The organism is Tenacibaculum singaporense (assembly GCF_003867015.1).
Classification (GTDB): Bacteria; Bacteroidota; Bacteroidia; order Flavobacteriales; family Flavobacteriaceae; genus Polaribacter; species Polaribacter singaporensis.
This window is the reverse complement of record NZ_CP032548.1, coordinates 1,629,135-1,646,225: the sequence shown is the minus strand read 5'-3', so window position 1 is coordinate 1,646,225 and position 17,091 is coordinate 1,629,135. Positions and strand designations below refer to the sequence as shown.

At 32.6% G+C, this 17,091-nt stretch carries 16 protein-coding genes; 14 read left to right on the top strand and 2 right to left on the bottom strand.

Going from position 1 to position 17,091, the window contains the following annotated elements; genetic code table 11:
• The first annotated feature begins 1 nt into the window (after window position 1).
• Window positions 2-1,681, top strand: coding sequence for a gamma-glutamyltransferase (gene ggt, locus D6T69_RS07340; RefSeq protein ID WP_125067127.1), 1,680 nt, complete (start codon window positions 2-4; stop codon window positions 1,679-1,681).
• Here ggt and D6T69_RS07335 read toward each other — a convergent pair.
• Window positions 1,678-2,520, bottom strand: a complete 843-nt coding sequence (locus D6T69_RS07335) for a hypothetical protein (RefSeq protein ID WP_125067126.1) — start codon at window positions 2,518-2,520, stop codon at window positions 1,678-1,680. The genes ggt and D6T69_RS07335 overlap by 4 nt on opposite strands.
• Window positions 2,521-2,765: 245 nt before the next feature.
• Between D6T69_RS07335 and D6T69_RS07330 the strand changes: the two genes are divergently transcribed.
• The 13 genes from D6T69_RS07330 (at window position 2,766) to D6T69_RS07270 (ending at window position 16,450) form a co-directional block, all read left to right on the top strand.
• A complete protein-coding gene (locus tag D6T69_RS07330; RefSeq protein ID WP_125067125.1) occupies window positions 2,766-3,623 on the top strand; it encodes an RluA family pseudouridine synthase in 858 nt (285 codons plus the stop codon).
• 31 nt (window positions 3,624-3,654) lie between these two features.
• Window positions 3,655-4,329, top strand: coding sequence for a tRNA (guanosine(37)-N1)-methyltransferase TrmD (gene trmD, locus D6T69_RS07325; RefSeq protein ID WP_125067124.1), 675 nt, complete (start codon window positions 3,655-3,657; stop codon window positions 4,327-4,329).
• Window positions 4,330-4,451: 122 nt separating this feature from the next.
• Complete coding sequence (rplS, locus tag D6T69_RS07320; protein ID WP_047789705.1) at window positions 4,452-4,799, top strand: 50S ribosomal protein L19; 348 nt, start codon at window positions 4,452-4,454, stop codon at window positions 4,797-4,799.
• 714 nt (window positions 4,800-5,513) lie between these two features.
• Window positions 5,514-7,739, top strand: coding sequence for an NADP-dependent isocitrate dehydrogenase (locus tag D6T69_RS07315; RefSeq protein WP_125067123.1), 2,226 nt, complete (start codon window positions 5,514-5,516; stop codon window positions 7,737-7,739).
• A 207-nt stretch (window positions 7,740-7,946) separates the two neighbouring features.
• The gene (gene murQ, locus D6T69_RS07310; RefSeq protein WP_125067122.1) at window positions 7,947-8,762 is read left to right on the top strand and encodes an N-acetylmuramic acid 6-phosphate etherase; all 816 of its coding nucleotides are present in this window, start codon (window positions 7,947-7,949) and stop codon (window positions 8,760-8,762) included.
• Window positions 8,755-8,994, top strand: coding sequence for a DUF6095 family protein (locus tag D6T69_RS07305; RefSeq protein WP_125067121.1), 240 nt, complete (start codon window positions 8,755-8,757; stop codon window positions 8,992-8,994). Before murQ ends, D6T69_RS07305 begins: the two co-directional genes overlap by 8 nt.
• A gap of 3 nt (window positions 8,995-8,997) precedes the next feature.
• A complete protein-coding gene (locus D6T69_RS07300) occupies window positions 8,998-10,050 on the top strand; it encodes an ATP-grasp domain-containing protein (protein ID WP_125067120.1) in 1,053 nt (350 codons plus the stop codon).
• Window positions 10,051-10,137: 87 nt separating this feature from the next.
• Complete coding sequence (locus D6T69_RS07295) at window positions 10,138-11,085, top strand: hypothetical protein (RefSeq protein ID WP_125067119.1); 948 nt, start codon at window positions 10,138-10,140, stop codon at window positions 11,083-11,085.
• Between the two features lie 47 nt (window positions 11,086-11,132).
• The gene (locus tag D6T69_RS07290) at window positions 11,133-11,840 is read left to right on the top strand and encodes a hypothetical protein (RefSeq protein WP_125067118.1); all 708 of its coding nucleotides are present in this window, start codon (window positions 11,133-11,135) and stop codon (window positions 11,838-11,840) included.
• Window positions 11,841-11,845: 5 nt separating this feature from the next.
• Entirely contained in the window at window positions 11,846-12,727 is an 882-nt protein-coding gene (locus D6T69_RS07285; RefSeq protein ID WP_125067117.1) for a hypothetical protein, read from the top strand.
• Between the two features lie 2 nt (window positions 12,728-12,729).
• Window positions 12,730-13,629: a hypothetical protein gene (locus D6T69_RS07280; protein ID WP_125067116.1), complete on the top strand. Its 900-nt coding sequence runs from the start codon at window positions 12,730-12,732 to the stop codon at window positions 13,627-13,629.
• Between the two features lie 89 nt (window positions 13,630-13,718).
• Window positions 13,719-15,269 (top strand): autotransporter outer membrane beta-barrel domain-containing protein, encoded by a 1,551-nt coding sequence (locus D6T69_RS07275; RefSeq protein WP_125067115.1) that lies wholly within the window; start codon window positions 13,719-13,721, stop codon window positions 15,267-15,269.
• A gap of 8 nt (window positions 15,270-15,277) precedes the next feature.
• Window positions 15,278-16,450: a gliding motility-associated C-terminal domain-containing protein gene (locus tag D6T69_RS07270; protein ID WP_125067114.1), complete on the top strand. Its 1,173-nt coding sequence runs from the start codon at window positions 15,278-15,280 to the stop codon at window positions 16,448-16,450.
• Here D6T69_RS07270 and D6T69_RS07265 read toward each other — a convergent pair whose 3' ends face one another.
• The gene (locus tag D6T69_RS07265) at window positions 16,451-16,945 is read right to left on the bottom strand and encodes a DinB family protein (RefSeq protein ID WP_125067113.1); all 495 of its coding nucleotides are present in this window, start codon (window positions 16,943-16,945) and stop codon (window positions 16,451-16,453) included.
• Window positions 16,946-17,091 lie beyond the last annotated feature (146 nt).

The following is a 17,091-nucleotide window of genomic DNA, read 5'->3' as shown; positions in this document are numbered from 1 at the left end:
CATGAAAAAAGCATTCTTATTTTTTTTAATACTCACAGTATTATACAGCTGTAAAAAAGAAAGAGTTGTAGGTACAATTACCGAAAAAGCCATGGTAGTTTCTGCCCGTAAAGAAGCTTCAAAAATTGGTTCGGATATTTTACAAAAAGGAGGAAATGCTTTCGACGCTATGGTAGCCACAGAGTTAGCCTTAGCAGTAGCGTATCCTTATGCTGGTAATCTTGGCGGTGGTGGATTTATGGTTTATCGAAAAAATACAGGAGAAATTGGTGCACTAGACTATCGCGAAAAAGCACCACTTGCTGCTCATAAAGACATGTATTTAGATAGCTTAGGAAATGTAATTAAAAACAAAAGTACTTTAGGAGCTATGGCAGTAGGAATCCCAGGAACAGTAGCTGGTGTTTTTGCTACCCATAAAAAATTTGGTTCATTACCTATCCAAGAGATTTTAGCCCCTGTAATAGCATTAGCTAAAAAAGGTGTTGTAGTTACTCAAAAACAAGAAAACCGTATAAAAAAGTATCAACATTATTTTTTAGAAGTAAATAAAGATTCTATTCTTTTTGACAAACCTTGGAAAAAGGGAGACACCATCAAATACCCTGCTTTAGCAGCAACTTTAGAACGTATTGCAGAAAATGGTCGTGATGAGTTTTACAAAGGAGAAACCGCTAGACGCCTTGTTGATTTTATGCAAAACAATGGCGGAATTATGACCGAAGAAGATTTGGCTAAGTATGAAGCTAGATGGAGAACTCCAATCACTTTTACCTACGACGATTTACGAATTATTTCTATGTCTCCACCTGCTAGTGGGGGAATTTGTTTAGCACAAATTATGAACGGAATTGAACCATTTGATTTAGATAAATACGGCCATAATTCAACAAAAGCTATGCAGGTAATTACTGAAGCAGAACGTAGAGCTTATGCAGATAGAAGTTTTTATTTAGGAGACCCTGATTTTGTAGAAATTCCTATTAAAACACTCATCAGTAAAGAATACACAAAAAATCGCATGAATGATTTTTCTTTTGAAAAAGCTACTTCTTCTACCGATGTTTCTCATGGAAATATTACAATGGTTGAAAGTGATGAAACCACCCACTACTCTATTGTTGATCAATTTGGAAATGCTATTTCAGCCACAACAACCATTAATGGAGCTTACGGTTCTAAGCTATATTGTTCAGATTTAGGCTTTTTCTTAAACAATGAAATGGATGATTTTTCAAGCAAACCTGGTGTGCCGAATATGTTTGGTTTAGTTGGAGCTGAAGCGAATAAAATAGAACCCGAAAAACGCATGCTGAGTTCTATGACTCCTACTATTATAGAAAAAAATAATCAGCTATACATGGTTGTAGGAACTCCTGGTGGCTCAACCATTATTACTTCTGTATTACAAACCATTTTAAATGTACATGAATTTGACATGGGAATGCAAGAAGCCGTGAATCAACCACGTTTTCACCATCAATGGTTACCAGATGTAATTAAAATGGAACCCAAAGGTTTTGACGAACAAGTAAAAAAAGACTTACAACAATTAGGATACAAATTAGATGAAACAAACTCACCTGTTATAGGAAAAGTAGATGCTATTTTAGTGCTTCCTAACGGAAAACTAGAAGGCGGTGCAGATCCTAGAGGAGACGACACCGCTGTAGGGTTTTAATTATTTCTTTTATACTGGAACTTCTTAATCACAACTTCTTGCTCTTCAGAAGGAGTATAATTTTGTGGTTGTCTCCATAAATTTAAATGCACTGTTTGACATCCTTCATTAGGAATATACTGATTTTGACTCGCTGCTGTTGTCCAACTTATATCAGGCTTACCAGGCAAGCTATTTAAATCGTATATACCGTAATAAATTGAATAAATTACTGGAGTATTTTCATTTTTCCAATCCATTACAATAGTTATTTTACCTTTATCCCTCAATGTAATTCTATGTACATTTCCAGCAGGTTCCCAAGGCTGCAATGTAAATTGTGCATTTGTTGGATTACTAAGATTATTCCACCTACTACATTCCAACATATCCAATTCTCTATGACTATTAGTTATCGATGAATCTTTTTCGAATTGATATGTAAACACCCCAAAACAACAATTATTAGCTATATCATTAAAATTACCTACTGGTGTTTCTGCTGCCACCAAGTATTTTCCATAACCAGGATACATACGTTGTGGTGGGTTTCCTGTCGTATTAGGATTGTTAGCTACCTTTCCCCACAACACTAACTCCACTGAAGACCATTGTTTAGGACCGTTAGGCAGTTGTGTTTCTTTCATTTTTAAATGTAATCCATCACTGTCTACAGTCGCACAGCGCGGATCCCATTGTTGATTATTGAACCAATATCCAGAATACGATATTCCAAATGGATAATTAGTCCACCAATAATACCCATCAAACTCTAACATTCCATTTACAGAATTCTCATTAGGTTCGATAGCTCCACTAGGCATTGGATTTCTTAGTATACAACTATCTGATTTATACATAACTTATTTATTTTATAATTATATTAAAAAGAGTATTCACCTCCTCTTCACTTACTCCCAAACAACTAAATGTAAACTAGTTACACCTTTCACTCCTCCTTGTTTTTCCAGTATGACTTAAATTTAGTTTATCCTTTTTCTTATATTTAATTCTTTTCTACTAATGTTTAAAAAAAAGGTACGAACGTACCTTAATTGATAACAAAAATTATTTGCTTAGTTTTGAATAAAATAAGTACTTTGTTTTGAAGATTTCTGAAACTCATAATGTAGAAAGCATAGCAACCCCGATTCGACTACAAGAATATGCTTTCGGAATTTTTAAAACCGTCCCTACTAAATCTAGCCTAAAAAAAGCTATTAAAAAAGGATTAATAAAGGTCAATGGTAAAATAGCTACAACAGCTTTGTATATTAGTAAAGGTGATACTATCGAGTTATTTCAATTAGAAGAAAAAACTCAAAGAAAACATTTTGATTTCCCTTTAGACGTTCTTTTTGAAGATGATTACTTAGCTATTATTTATAAACCAGCAGGAATGTTGGTTAGTGGAAATTCTTTTGCCACAATTGACAATGCTCTAATACAAAATTTACAAAAAAGCAACTTACCTAATGCTACTCGCCCTCGACCTGTGCATCGATTAGATTATCCTACAAGTGGATTGTTACTCATTGGAAAAACAACTGAAAGTATTATTGTTTTGAACCAACTATTCGAAAAAAAGGAGATTCAGAAAACATATCACGCAATCTGTATTGGTAAAATAGAGAAGAAAGGAGAAATTAACTTTCCTATTGATGATAAAGAGGCTTCTACTTCGTTTGAAGTTATTGAAACTGCTGAGTCCCCTAGATTTGATTTCTTGAACTTGGTTAAATTACACCCTAAAACAGGAAGAAAACATCAACTACGCAAACATCTTTTCGCTATTGGTAATCCGATTTTAGGTGATAAAGAATACTTTATAGAAAATAAAGCATTAAAAGGAAAAGGGCTTTTTCTTCATGCTTCAACACTCGAATTCACACACCCTTTTACTAAAGAAACAATCAACATTACAAAAGAACTTCCAAAGAAATTCAAAAAAATATTCCCATAATAAATATCTTTAAAACATCTATCTTTGCCGCATGCGAATAGATATTATTACGGTTGAACCCGACTTAATAAAGAGCCCATTTGAAAACTCAATGATGAAAAGGGCTATTGACAAAGGACTCGCTGAAGTTCATTTTCATAACCTACGAGAATATGGTTTTGGTAATTATCGTCAAATTGACGACTACCAATTTGGTGGAGGTGCTGGAATGGTTTTAATGATTGAACCTATAGCTAAATGTATTGAAAAGCTACAATCTGAAAGAATCTATGATGAAATCATATACATGACTCCAGATGCTAAAACACTAAATCAAGCTACAGCAAATACCCTTTCTTTAAAAGAAAATATAATTATTTTAACGGGACATTACAAAGGTGTAGATCAACGTGTACGTGATAAATATGTAACCAAAGAAATTTCAATTGGTGACTATGTGTTAACTGGAGGAGAATTGGCTGCAGCTGTTTTATGCGATGCTGTCATTCGTTTAATTCCTGGAGTTTTGGGTGATGAAACTTCTGCTTTAACCGATAGTTTTCAGGACAACTTACTATCACCTCCTGTATATACTAGACCTTCAGAATATGAAGGAATGAAGGTTCCTGAGGTGTTACTATCAGGTAATTTCCCTAAAATTGAAGAATGGCGCTCAGAGCAAGCTTACAAAAGAACAAAAGAAATACGTCCAGATTTATTAGATTAACTAATAATCAGTGATTTATTTATTTTTTTTATCAAAAGAAAAATTCTAAATTTGCAGCCACAAAATCAACCTCTGACGAAAATCGTGAATGTTGCTTTTATACAACCATAAATAACAAGAAAATGGATTTAGTAAAATTTGTTCAAGACGAATTTGTAACAAAAAACGAATTACCAGAATTCGCAGCTGGAGATACTATTACAGTATACTACGAAATTAAGGAAGGAAACAAAACTCGTACTCAGTTTTTTAGAGGAGTTGTTATCCAAAAGAGAGGAAGCGGAGCTTCTGAAACATTTACTATTAGAAAAATGTCTGGTACTGTAGGTGTTGAGCGTATTTTCCCTATCAACTTACCTTCTATCCAAAAGATCGAAGTAAACAAAAGAGGTAAAGTACGTAGAGCTCGTATTTACTACTTTAGAGGTCTTACTGGTAAGAAAGCAAGAATTAAAGAAAGAAGACACTAAAAACTTCTTCTCAAAAGAAATTAAAAACACCATGATTTTCATGGTGTTTTTTTATTCACATTTGTTAATAAAACACCGCATCCAACTTGTTGATAACAAAACACCTAAAACACTAAAAAAGAGCCATTTATTTCTTATATTTGGAAAAGAGTTTACAAAGTAAGTGACGTCAGAATTATAGTTAACTGTATTAATCACTAAAAGTAAACCATTAAAGTAACGTTCTTTATATATTTTGTTTTTAAACGTAATTAAAGCTAAATACTATCATCATAATTTTTGATTAATTGTAAGTTATTAATAATTTATAGTTTTCTAGTTATAAGTTTATAAGTATTATTGGTTTAAATTTAGCTGGACTAACCTGTTTAAAAACATCGAAACTTTTATTTTATAGGTGACATAATTTATAAGGTAAAGTTTCTTTTGAGGTAGTAACGTAGCTTTATCTAAGGAAAAAGCATAAACACCGTTTATTTGATAATGTAGTAATACAAATCAGTACCTCTTACTATTTCAAGAAAGCCATATCAATTACAAGAAATTGTTTGATATGGCTTTTATTTTTAATAACAAATTCTCTTTTTCACCTCTTTAAATTATCATATTCATAACAAAACATACTAATTAATAATAATTTACCATCAAAAAACTCAACCGTAATTCTTAAATTTGCGTCACTTCAAAATATAATTTAATTTATTACTTATACATATGAATAAGACTGCTAAAATTATGTACACAAAAACGGATGAAGCTCCAGCATTAGCTACTCGTTCGTTTTTACCAATCGTAAAAGCTTTTACAAAATCATCTAACATAGAAGTAGAAACCAAAGATATTTCTCTTGCTGGTCGTATTCTTGCTAACTTTTCAGACTTTTTATCTAAAGAACAACAAGTTGAAGATGCTTTAGCTTTTTTAGGAGATTTAGCAAAAAAGCCAGAAGCTAATATTATTAAACTTCCTAACATCTCTGCTTCTGTACCTCAATTAAAAGCCGCAATTAAGGAACTACAAACTTTGGGATACTCTCTACCTGATTACCCAGAAGAAGCTACTACCGATGAAGAAAAAGCTATTTTAGCACGTTATAACAAAGTAAAAGGTTCTGCAGTAAACCCTGTTTTACGTGAAGGTAACTCTGACCGTAGAGCTCCAAAAGCTGTAAAAAATTACGCAAAAAAGAATCCTCATTCAATGGGAGCTTGGAGTTCAGACTCAAAAACTCATGTTTCAACAATGACTGAAGGAGATTTTGCACACAGTGAAAAATCAGTTACAGTACCAAATGCTACAGATGTACAAATTGTACATACTGATGCTAATGGAAACAAAACTGTTTTAAAAGAAAAGGTGTCATTATTAGCTGAAGAAGTAATTGATGCTTCTGTTATGAGTAAAAAAGCATTATTAACTTTCTTAGAAGAGCAAGTTAAAGATGCTAATGATAAAGGAGTTTTATTCTCCTTACACATGAAAGCAACCATGATGAAGGTTTCAGACCCTATTATATTTGGTCATGCTGTTCGTGTTTTCTTTAAAGATTTATTTGCTAAGCACGGTGATACATTTAAAAAAATTGGGGTTGATGTAAACAACGGATTTGGTAACTTGTTGAGTAACCTAGAAGAATTACCAGCTGATAAAAAAGCAGAGATTTTAGCAGATATTGAAGCTATTTACACTAGTAACCCTGATGTAGCAATGGTTAATTCTGACAAAGGAATTACTAACTTGCACGTTCCTTCTGATGTAATTATTGATGCTTCTATGCCGGCAATGATTCGTACTTCTGGACAAATGTGGAATAAAGAAGGAAAACAACAAGATACTAAAGCTGTGATTCCTGATAGTTCTTATGCTGGTTTATACCAAGAAACTATCGATTTCTGTATTAAAAATGGAGCTTTTGATCCAACTACTATGGGTACAGTTCCTAATGTAGGATTAATGGCTCAAAAAGCTGAAGAATATGGTTCTCATGATAAAACTTTTGAAATCACTACTGATGGAAAAGTTGAAGTTATCGATGCTAATGGAACTGTATTATTAGGACACACTGTTGAAGCGGGTGATATTTGGAGAATGTGTCAAACTAAAGATGCCCCTATTCAAGACTGGGTAAAGTTAGCAGTTACTCGCGCAAGAGCTACTCAAACTCCAGCTGTTTTCTGGTTAGGTGAAGAAAGAGCACACGATGCAGAAATCATCAAAAAAGTAGAAAAATATTTACAAGACCACGATACTACAGGTTTAGAAATTAAAATCTTATCTCCAATAGAGGCTACCAAATATACTTTAGAAAGAGTTAAAGAAGGAAAAGATACTATTTCTGTTACAGGAAACGTTTTACGTGATTATTTAACTGACTTATTCCCTATTTTAGAATTAGGAACTTCAGCTAAAATGTTATCTATCGTTCCATTAATGAACGGTGGTGGATTATTTGAAACTGGTGCTGGTGGATCTGCTCCAAAACATGTTGAACAATTGGTAGAAGAAAATCACTTACGCTGGGATTCTTTAGGAGAGTTTTTAGCTTTAGCAGTTTCCTTAGAACACTTAGGCGAAACTAACGACAATAATAAAGCAAAAGTTTTAGCGGAAGCCTTAGACGATGCAACAAGCAAATTGTTAGATAATAAAAAAGGTCCATCAAGAAAAACTGGTGAGCTAGACAACAGAGGCTCTCATTTTTATTTAGCTATGTACTGGGCACAAGCTTTAGCTTCTCAAGACAAAGATGCTGATTTAAAATCTCAATTTGCTCCTATAGCAGAAAAAATGGCTACTAATGAAGCGACAATTGTAGAAGAATTAAATTCTGTACAAGGTAAAGCTGTAAACATTGGTGGATATTATGAACCAAATGATGATTTAGCTAATGCAGTAATGCAGCCAAGTAAAACTCTTAATAATATTTTACAAAACATATAATTAATTAGTTATATAAAATTCAAAAGCAGGTGATAAATCACCTGCTTTTTCTATTAAAAAAAGTAAACCAAACAAATTATTAAACAATAATGTCCCCCGAATTATTATTTAACCCCCATTACTTTGTTTGGCTTATAGTTATGACACTATAAAATTATAATCGTCACATTCTAATTTCTTAAAACTTTTAATTAGTAAATTTGAAGCATGAAGTTTACAAAAACAACCGAACAAGATTCCAACTACAATAATTTAGAAAAAATGAGTGTTTCTGAATTATTGTTTAACATCAATAAAGAAGACAAAACAGTTCCTTTAGCTGTAGAAAAAGCGCTACCGCAAATAGAAGAACTAACGAAACAAATTGTCTTAAAATTAAAAGAAGGTGGTCGATTGTTTTACATTGGTGCTGGTACCAGTGGTAGACTGGGAATTGTAGATGCTAGTGAGTGTCCTCCTACTTTTGGTGTTCCTCACGAGTTAGTTATTGGATTAATCGCAGGTGGTGATTATGCTATTAGAAAAGCTGTTGAATTTGCTGAAGATTCAACGAATCAAGGATGGAAAGATTTACAAGAGTATCAAATATCTCCAAAAGATATTGTAGTAGGTATTGCTGCGTCTGGCACTACACCTTACGTTACCTCTGCTTTAGAAGAGTGTAATAATAACGGTATTATTACAGGCTGTATAACGTGCAACCAAGGAAGTCCCTTAGCATTAACTGCTCAATTTCCTATTGAAGTTGTTGTAGGCCCTGAGTTTGTAACTGGAAGCTCTAGAATGAAAGCTGGAACAGCACAAAAATTAGTATTGAATATGCTTTCTACAGCTAGCATGATTCAATTAGGAAGAGTTAAGGGAAATAAAATGGTAGATATGCAACTATCTAATAACAAACTAGTAGATAGAGGTGAGAAAATGTTAGCTTCTGAATTGAATATCGACCAAGAAACAGCTAGCGAACTATTAAAAAAATATGGAAATGTTCGCGAAGCAATAAAAAACTATACAAATGAATAAACCTACTACTTTTGAAACTGGCATAAAAAAGCTCTTAGTTTTTTTAGGGTTGTTAATTATTTCTCCTTTAATATTAAGTATTGCTTTTAAAGCCTTACGCGCTTTTAAAGATGCTCCCAAAGTTTTTATTGCATATGGTCTGCTCGCAGTTGGTATCTTATTAATACTATTTACCGTATATTATGGCTTTAAAACGTTTAAAACTATATTAGACCACCTTTTCAGTAAATAATTTTTGATTAAAAACAATTCCATAAAAAAAATAACAGATTGGGAGCATTGGCCATCCGCTATGTTTTATCTCCCTAACCTTCCTTACGCATTTTATTTAGCTTTCAAAGCAAAACATTTAGCTTTTTTTAGCGCTGCTAATCCATGTATTAAAAGTTCTGGAAATGGCACAGAAAGCAAGTACGAAACAATTTTATTAGTTCCTGAAAAACATAGACCAAAATCAGTTTTAATTAAACCAAAAACTGATTTTAAAACTGTTTGTAAAAATATCAAGGACCAAAAAATTAATTTTCCTTTAATAGCAAAACCCGATGTTGGCTTTAGAGGTTTATTAGTTGAAAAAATAACTACAAAAGAAACACTAAAAAACTATCTTGAAAAATATTCCATTGACATTATTATTCAAGAGTTTTTAGACTATAAAAATGAGTGTGGGATATTTTATCATAGAAACCCAAAGGATGATTCTGGAAAAATTTCTTCATTAACCCTAAAACATTTTTTATCTGTTACAGGAGACGGAACCTCTACTTTAAAAGAATTAATTTTAGCTGATAAAAGAGCTAAATTATACATAGATTTATTTTTTAAAATTCATCAAGATAAACTTACAGAAATCCCTATTAAAAATAAGGTTATTAAACTTACTGCTGTAGGCAATCATTCCAAGGGAACTCAGTTTATTAATGGTAATCATTTGATAAGTGACAAACTAACTGACACCTTTGACAAACTAAGTAAATCAATTCCCGGTTGGTATTATGGACGAATTGATCTAAAGTACAATACTTTTGAGGAGCTAGAAAAAGGAATCAACTTTAAAATACTTGAAATCAACGGAATTATAGCAGAACCTACTCATATTTACGATTCACAAAATTACACCTATCTAAAAGCCTTGAAAGCTATAAGAACACATTGGAAATCACTCTTTAATATTGCTATTACAAACCATAAAAATTTCAATACTCCATACAAAAATTCTTTGAGCTTTCTTAATGAAATTATTTTATTGAAAAGGTATACAAAAAAAATTAAACGCCTTTCTAAATAGAAATTCTTTTCTATATTTGCGCACTAATACATGTTCGTGTATTGTTAAGAATCCCCCGAGTCTTAAACCAATTAATTATAAAGCTGAATGGGAAGAAGATTAGTTTTTTATTTGATTCTTTTTGGTGCAATAATTCCAGCTTTCTCTCAAGTTAAAGTTGGAGAAAATCCCTCTTCCATACATTCAAATTCTATTTTAGAGTTAGAAAGTCCAGACAAAGTTTTAGTCATCAGTAGAATGACTAATGCTCAAATGAGTGCTATCCAACCTTTACGAGGAGCTTTGGTTTTTAACACCGACGAAAACTGTGTGTTTATGTATGACGGTAGTACTTGGAGAGGTTTGTGTGCTTCAGGAACCAGAGAAAGTATTGATGTTACTACTTCTTCCACCGCACCTACAGATAATGAAGTAGGTGATTTTTGGATTAATAATACTCAAAACAATGCTACTAGTATTTGGGATGGAACCAGTTGGATTTCTATAGATAACAACCCAAGAAGAGGTAACGGAGCACCTAATGCTAGTAGTGCTCCCAATCCAACTCCTGGAGATGTTTATGTAGATACAACCACTGGTATAATTTATGCTTATGACGGTACAACTTGGGTAACATCTAACTCAACGCCTTCTGCAAATAACGGACTTTTTATAAATGCTAGTAATACTATTCAATTAGGTGGTGTATTAATTCAACCTACCACTATTGAAACTAGTACTACAAATACATTAGCTATTAGCGGTTTAGAAAATGGAAATACTACAACTGACGATATAGTTACAGTAGACAGAACCACTGGGGTTTTGAAAAAAGTAACTAGTTCTAATTTACTAAGAGAGGAAGTTACAGAAATTACAGCTACAGACGGACAAGTAACGTTTACTGGTTTAACATTATATACTACCGATAAGATTAATGTGTATAGAAATGGAGTGCGTATTGACTTTACAATAGACAACCCTACCACCATAACCATAGAACCTGATGCTACATGTTATGCAGGTGATGAAATACGAATAGTTCAACTTTATTAATAATAATCCTCAATTCAAAATTTTAAAAACAATTTAATTATCAATTTATGAAAACAATTACAAACAAATTTAAAATAGCACTACTTGCAGTTGGTTTCTTAGTAGTTGGTACAGTTAGTGCACAAACAACTGATGCTACTAGCGCCAATATAACTAAAGCAAATGCAGATGGTGAAACAATTAGATTAATTGACAATAAAGGTACCATTAAATACCTACAATCAAATAATGGTATTACAACTATTACTTCAACAACAGCTGGTAATAGAACTACCACTACATGGCAATTAGGGGGTACTTTAAATGAAAACACCTACATTGATGTTGATGGAAATGCTTTCGCTTTAGATGGTATCGAATTAGTAACTGTAGGAACTGGTGCTGGTGAATTACAAGCCTCTACTGATGCTACTACTGAATCTGATCATGGTACAGGAACTGGTTTCACTATTTTAGTTAGAGATGAAGCTACTGGTGCTACAAAAAAGTTATTAGCTACTGACTTAATTCAAAGTGGTCGTGAAGAATATACGGCTAATGCTGCAGCTGAAACTGCTAATTCTGCTACAATAACGGTTACGGGTATGCCTTTGAATGCTTCTAAAGTATTTGTATATAGAAATGGAGCTAAACTAAGAGCTGGGACTGATTATACTTTAACTACCGATACAGTTACTCTTGTTCCCCAAACAACAGCTCCTTATGACTGGAATATTTATGCTGATGACTTTTTTGAAGTTCACTGGATTAAATAATTTTAATGCCTTATAATAGCATTAAACATATTAAACTATTTATATTTACTTCCTATGCATTAGTACTTTTTTCTGTAAGTGTTAATGCACAGGAAGTTAGAGTTATTGATAATAAAGGGACTATACAAAAGGTAAACAATAATAATGTTTTTACATCACCTACTGACCCTAACGATCCTACAATTATTACATTAGAAAATGACGTCTGGTTTGACACAACTAATAACCAGGTAAAGATTTATGATACAACAGATGGGTGGAAATTAATCACATCAACTACAACTCAAAATATCTACACTTTTGACGACACTTTGACTAGTAATAGAACTTTAACTGGTGACGGAAACTCTTTACGTTTTACAGGTTTTAGTAGGTTTGATATTGATAACTCAGGATTTATAAATATCAACTCTACCAATGGCTTTTTAACCTTAAGAGCTAGAGACGGTATTGATTTACAAAACAGTAATGTTAGAATTTTTGAAAACCTTTCTGTAGCTAAAAGTTTTTTAGATAGTAATAATGATGTAGGTACCGCTGGACAAGTTTTATCTTCAACAGTTACTGGAACTGATTGGATTGATCCTAATTTAGCTAAAGTAGTAAACAAAACAACAAATTACACTTTAGTGCTAGCTGATAATGGAAAAGTTTTCACATTCAATAGTGCTGCTGATGTTACGCTAACAATTCCTGCAGGCTTACCAGTAGGATATAACATAAGTATTTATCAAATTGGTAATGGAAATGTTACCATTACTGGAGCTGGTGGTGTTACAGTTCTAAACAGATTATCTCGTTTTAAAACTGCAGGTAAAGATGCTGGAATTGGTTTAATAGCCACAGCTACAAATGTATTTCATTTAACAGGAGATTTAAAAAGGTAAGTATGAAAAGATATATAACTATATTTTTTCTTTTTATAGTATTATTCAGCTACTCGCAAATAGCTAGATATAATCACTTCCCTACAATGAAACCTCTTCACATACTGGATGGCAAACTAGATAATATAAGTTTTGCTTTTTCTATGCGGGTATTAGAAAGTGATTATAATGGTCCTATTATCAGGCTTAGAAGAGCTGGAGATAATGCAGAACAAGATTTTGGTTGGAGCGATAACGATATTGTTGATATTGCAGCGATAAATGCATGGAGGGGAGCTAATAATGTTTTTGTACACACATGGTATGATCAAAGTGGGTTAGGAAGAAATGCTGTGCAAGTAACAAGAAACAGACAGCCTCGTTTTATTCCTGATATAAACAACCCACATTTTCAAGGCGATGGAAATAACGATCATTTATTAATTGACACTCCTAACGGTATTCAAGATGTAACCAATAATGGAAACCAAGGTACAGTTATAGGAATAATGAGAGCAACCAGAAAAGCACAACATACATTTGGTGTATTAAATAACGCTAATCGTTGGTCTTCGCATGTAAACTGGAGTAATCAGAATTTATATTTTGACCCAGGTATTTGTTGCAACGCTACCCGTTCTTTCAATAATAATGGAAATGTTGGTGTTTGGGAAATATATTCTTTTATAAAAAATAATACTAATGTAATTGCTAGATCTGGAGGAATAGAACGATTTAATGGAGCTCATGTAACTGGTAGGTGTACTTTAAATACAGATTTCACCATAGGTTGGGCTAATGGTAATCAACCTCAACATCATGCCACAACTAGTTTTACCGAATTCATTATGTACAGAACTAATATAAATAATATACAAATACAAGAGATAGAACAAAATTCTATAACCTTTTGGAATATTTAGAGCCTCTATTCAGGTTCAACAAAGTTATAATAGCAATGGTCTTTAAACTTAACCACATATATAATACTCTAAAATTATTAGCAATCCTTTTGATAATAACTTTCTCAAATACTGTTTCTTCTCAAGAGATAAGAGTTATTGACAATAAAGGAACTATTCAAAAGGTAAACAATAATAACGTTACTACTTCTACAACTGCACCTACACTCCCAGTTGAAAATGATGTTTGGTTCGATACAACCAACAATGAAATAAAAATATATGATGCTATAGACGGATGGAAGTTAATTACTTCTACACTAGCATCTCAAAACATTTATACTGCTAACGGTAACCTAACAACAGATCGTACTTTGAGTGGCATCAATAATTTTGGATTAACATTAGAAAATCTAAATCACTTTCAGCTATTTAGTAATAGTGTTGAGGTAAATGGTACTAATAGCACCCAAATAAGATCTACTGGTGGTACAATGCAAATATCTTCTGGGACTTCTTCTCAAATTTCAGCAGGTACAACAATGGAGCTTTCTGCTCCAAGTAATATTATGTTACAAAGTCCTACCGAATTTAACAGCACCTTATTAGATGTTAATAACTCTTCTGGTACTTCTGGTCAAATACTAAGCTCTACAGGCACTGGAATTGATTGGATAGATAGTCCCTCATTAAATAGTTGGCTTATTACAGGAAATAATGGAACAAACTCTAGCACTAATTTTTTAGGAACGACTGATGCCCAAGATTTAGTTTTAAGAGCTGGGAATATAGAAAAACTAAGACTTAACAATAACGTTGGACAAGTACTTGTTAATCAAGCTTCCGTTTTTAACACTCATCCTTTAGTTATAAAAGCTAATGGAGTTGATGTTTTAGCTTTTGAAGACAACACAGGAACTCCTAGATGGCACTGGAATCTTTTGGCAGATGGTTTAAACTTTGTTGAAAGTAATGTAGAAGATTATAGGCTCTTCTTAGAAAATGGAGGTGATGTTGGGATTAATACAAGTGACCCCACCGAAAAGTTGGATGTAAATGGAAGGTTACGTGTTCGAGATATTCAAACGGTTACAAGTACTACTGATATTTTAACAACAGACGTTAATGGTGTAGTACAAAAAAAAGCTTTATTAGCAACAGAAGCAAACAATCAAATCACTACTGGCACAAATGGTGGAGTATATTTAGGCCCAACTGTATACACTGGTGCTTTTATAATCAACTCAAACGGAAATATTACTGTAAACACATTACCTTTTCAACCTTCCCAAATTACCTTTGTTGCCCACGCAAATGTTGAATCTTTTAACTTAGATACAGATAATGGTGCAGGCAATAACAATACCGGAATAGCCAATTCATTTGGTACTATGAATGGTTTTGCAAGAGATAATGGTGGTACTATAACTCAGCAAGTTATTTATGTTGGTGGTAGTGGTAATTCTATTAACGACATATCAAGGTTTGCTTCTTCATCAAACTGTATAGGCTTAAGGTATAGTAATCAAAACGGTAACGACCTTGGTAAAATTACAGCTTCGCTTACTTCTTTTAACACTAACGGCTTTACTATTAATGTAAGTAGAACTAATAATGCAAGTAGTGAAAACCTTGTTGTATTATACACCGCCTACAAATAATATGAAATATGAAAAAACTGTTGCTTTTTATATTAATTAATACTACTTACGTAGTAACAGCACAAACAGGGTTTCACAATACTGGAAATGTACAATTACATAGCGGGTCGAAAATTGGGTTTCATATAAATTTAATAAACAATGGTACTATAGATAATACAATAGGTTTTGCAGGCTTTTACGCCGATAGCGAAGTCAGAACCATTTCAGGCACCAATCAAGTTACCTTCTTTAATGTAGAAATTGATGCACTACAAAACCTAGAGTTATATAACTCTCTAGGAATACGTAATCAATTAAGTTTTATTAATGGGCAAATAATCACCCCTAGAAATAATACAAACATTTCATTAGATTTTATAGATTATGACTTCTATGCAGGTGAAGATAATGAACGACACGTAAATGGATACACCTCTTTAAAACAAGGTAACAAAAACACTTCTAGTTTTACTTTTCCTGTAGGAGACGGAACAATGATTCGTACAATGAGCTTACCTCACACTGATAAAAACTACTTCTTTAAAGGAGCTTATTTTTACGAAGACCCAAATTTTCCTACTAATTTTACTGCTAATTTTTTAACGGATCAAAAACAGGCTGTAATTGAAAACATTAGCAATATCGAGTTCTGGGATTTAGACGGAAAAAACGAAACTCAAATCACATTAACGTGGAATAATCGTAGTGATATTGCCTCTTTAGCCAATCAAATTTCTCAATTAATTGTAGTAGGTTGGAGTAAAACTGAAAATCAATGGGTAAATTTAGATGTATTAAGAGTTACTGGAGACTTGTCTGAAGGAACAATTACATCGGCTCCATTTGTCCCTAATGATTACGAAATAATTACTATTGGCTCACTATTAGGTGATGAAATTAACGCAGACAATAATAATATTTTAATTTCTCCAAATGGAGATAATCTTAACGACTTCTTAGTTTTTGACGAAGTAAATGAATATGCTCATAACAAACTGGTTATTTATAATCGTTGGGGAAATATTGTATATCAAACAGAAGACTATAAAAATGATTGGGATGGTACTTCTAATGGTAGATCAACTATTAATAGAGAAGACAAGCTTCCATCAGCAACGTATTTTTACAATTTAGAATTGTGGGACGAACCAAACGCATATCAAAAACTTAAGAAAGGCTGGGTTTACATTAACCGATAATTATTTTACTAGCTCTTTTTTTGGTGTTGTAGGATTATATCCAAAATCTGCATCTGGCAACTCTATTCCTAATTGATTTATAATAAACCCTATACTAGCAAAATGATGTATTGCATGACTATGCGCTTGTATCAAAGCGCTACCTAAAGTATAATTTGCCGTAACTTTTCCTGTTCCTAAATCATCTGTAACAGAAATAATTGTATCAAAATCTTCTTCCTTTAAACAGTATAATTGCTCAATAACTTCTTTAAAATACGCAATTCCAGAGGCTGTTTTTTGTTCTGCTAGTTGATTGCGTTCTCTATCAGAAAAATCAACACATTTTTTATTCAACCCATTAAAAATGCAAGCAAAAACATCTAGAATGTGTCTCATGTTAGCACCTATACTTGAATAATAAGGAGGAATTGACGTATCGCTATATTGTTCATCACTAATCGCTTCTAATAGTTTAATTCCTCTTTGTAAATTTTTATCAATAGCTGCTATCATTCGTACCTATAAGTTTTCAAGTAAGTCGTATAAATATAGAACTTTTTACGGGGAGAAATAAATTATTTTTTTAATTCAAAATAACACACTATATATCAACAAGATAAAATAAAACATCACTTTATATTATCACTTTTAAAAAGCTT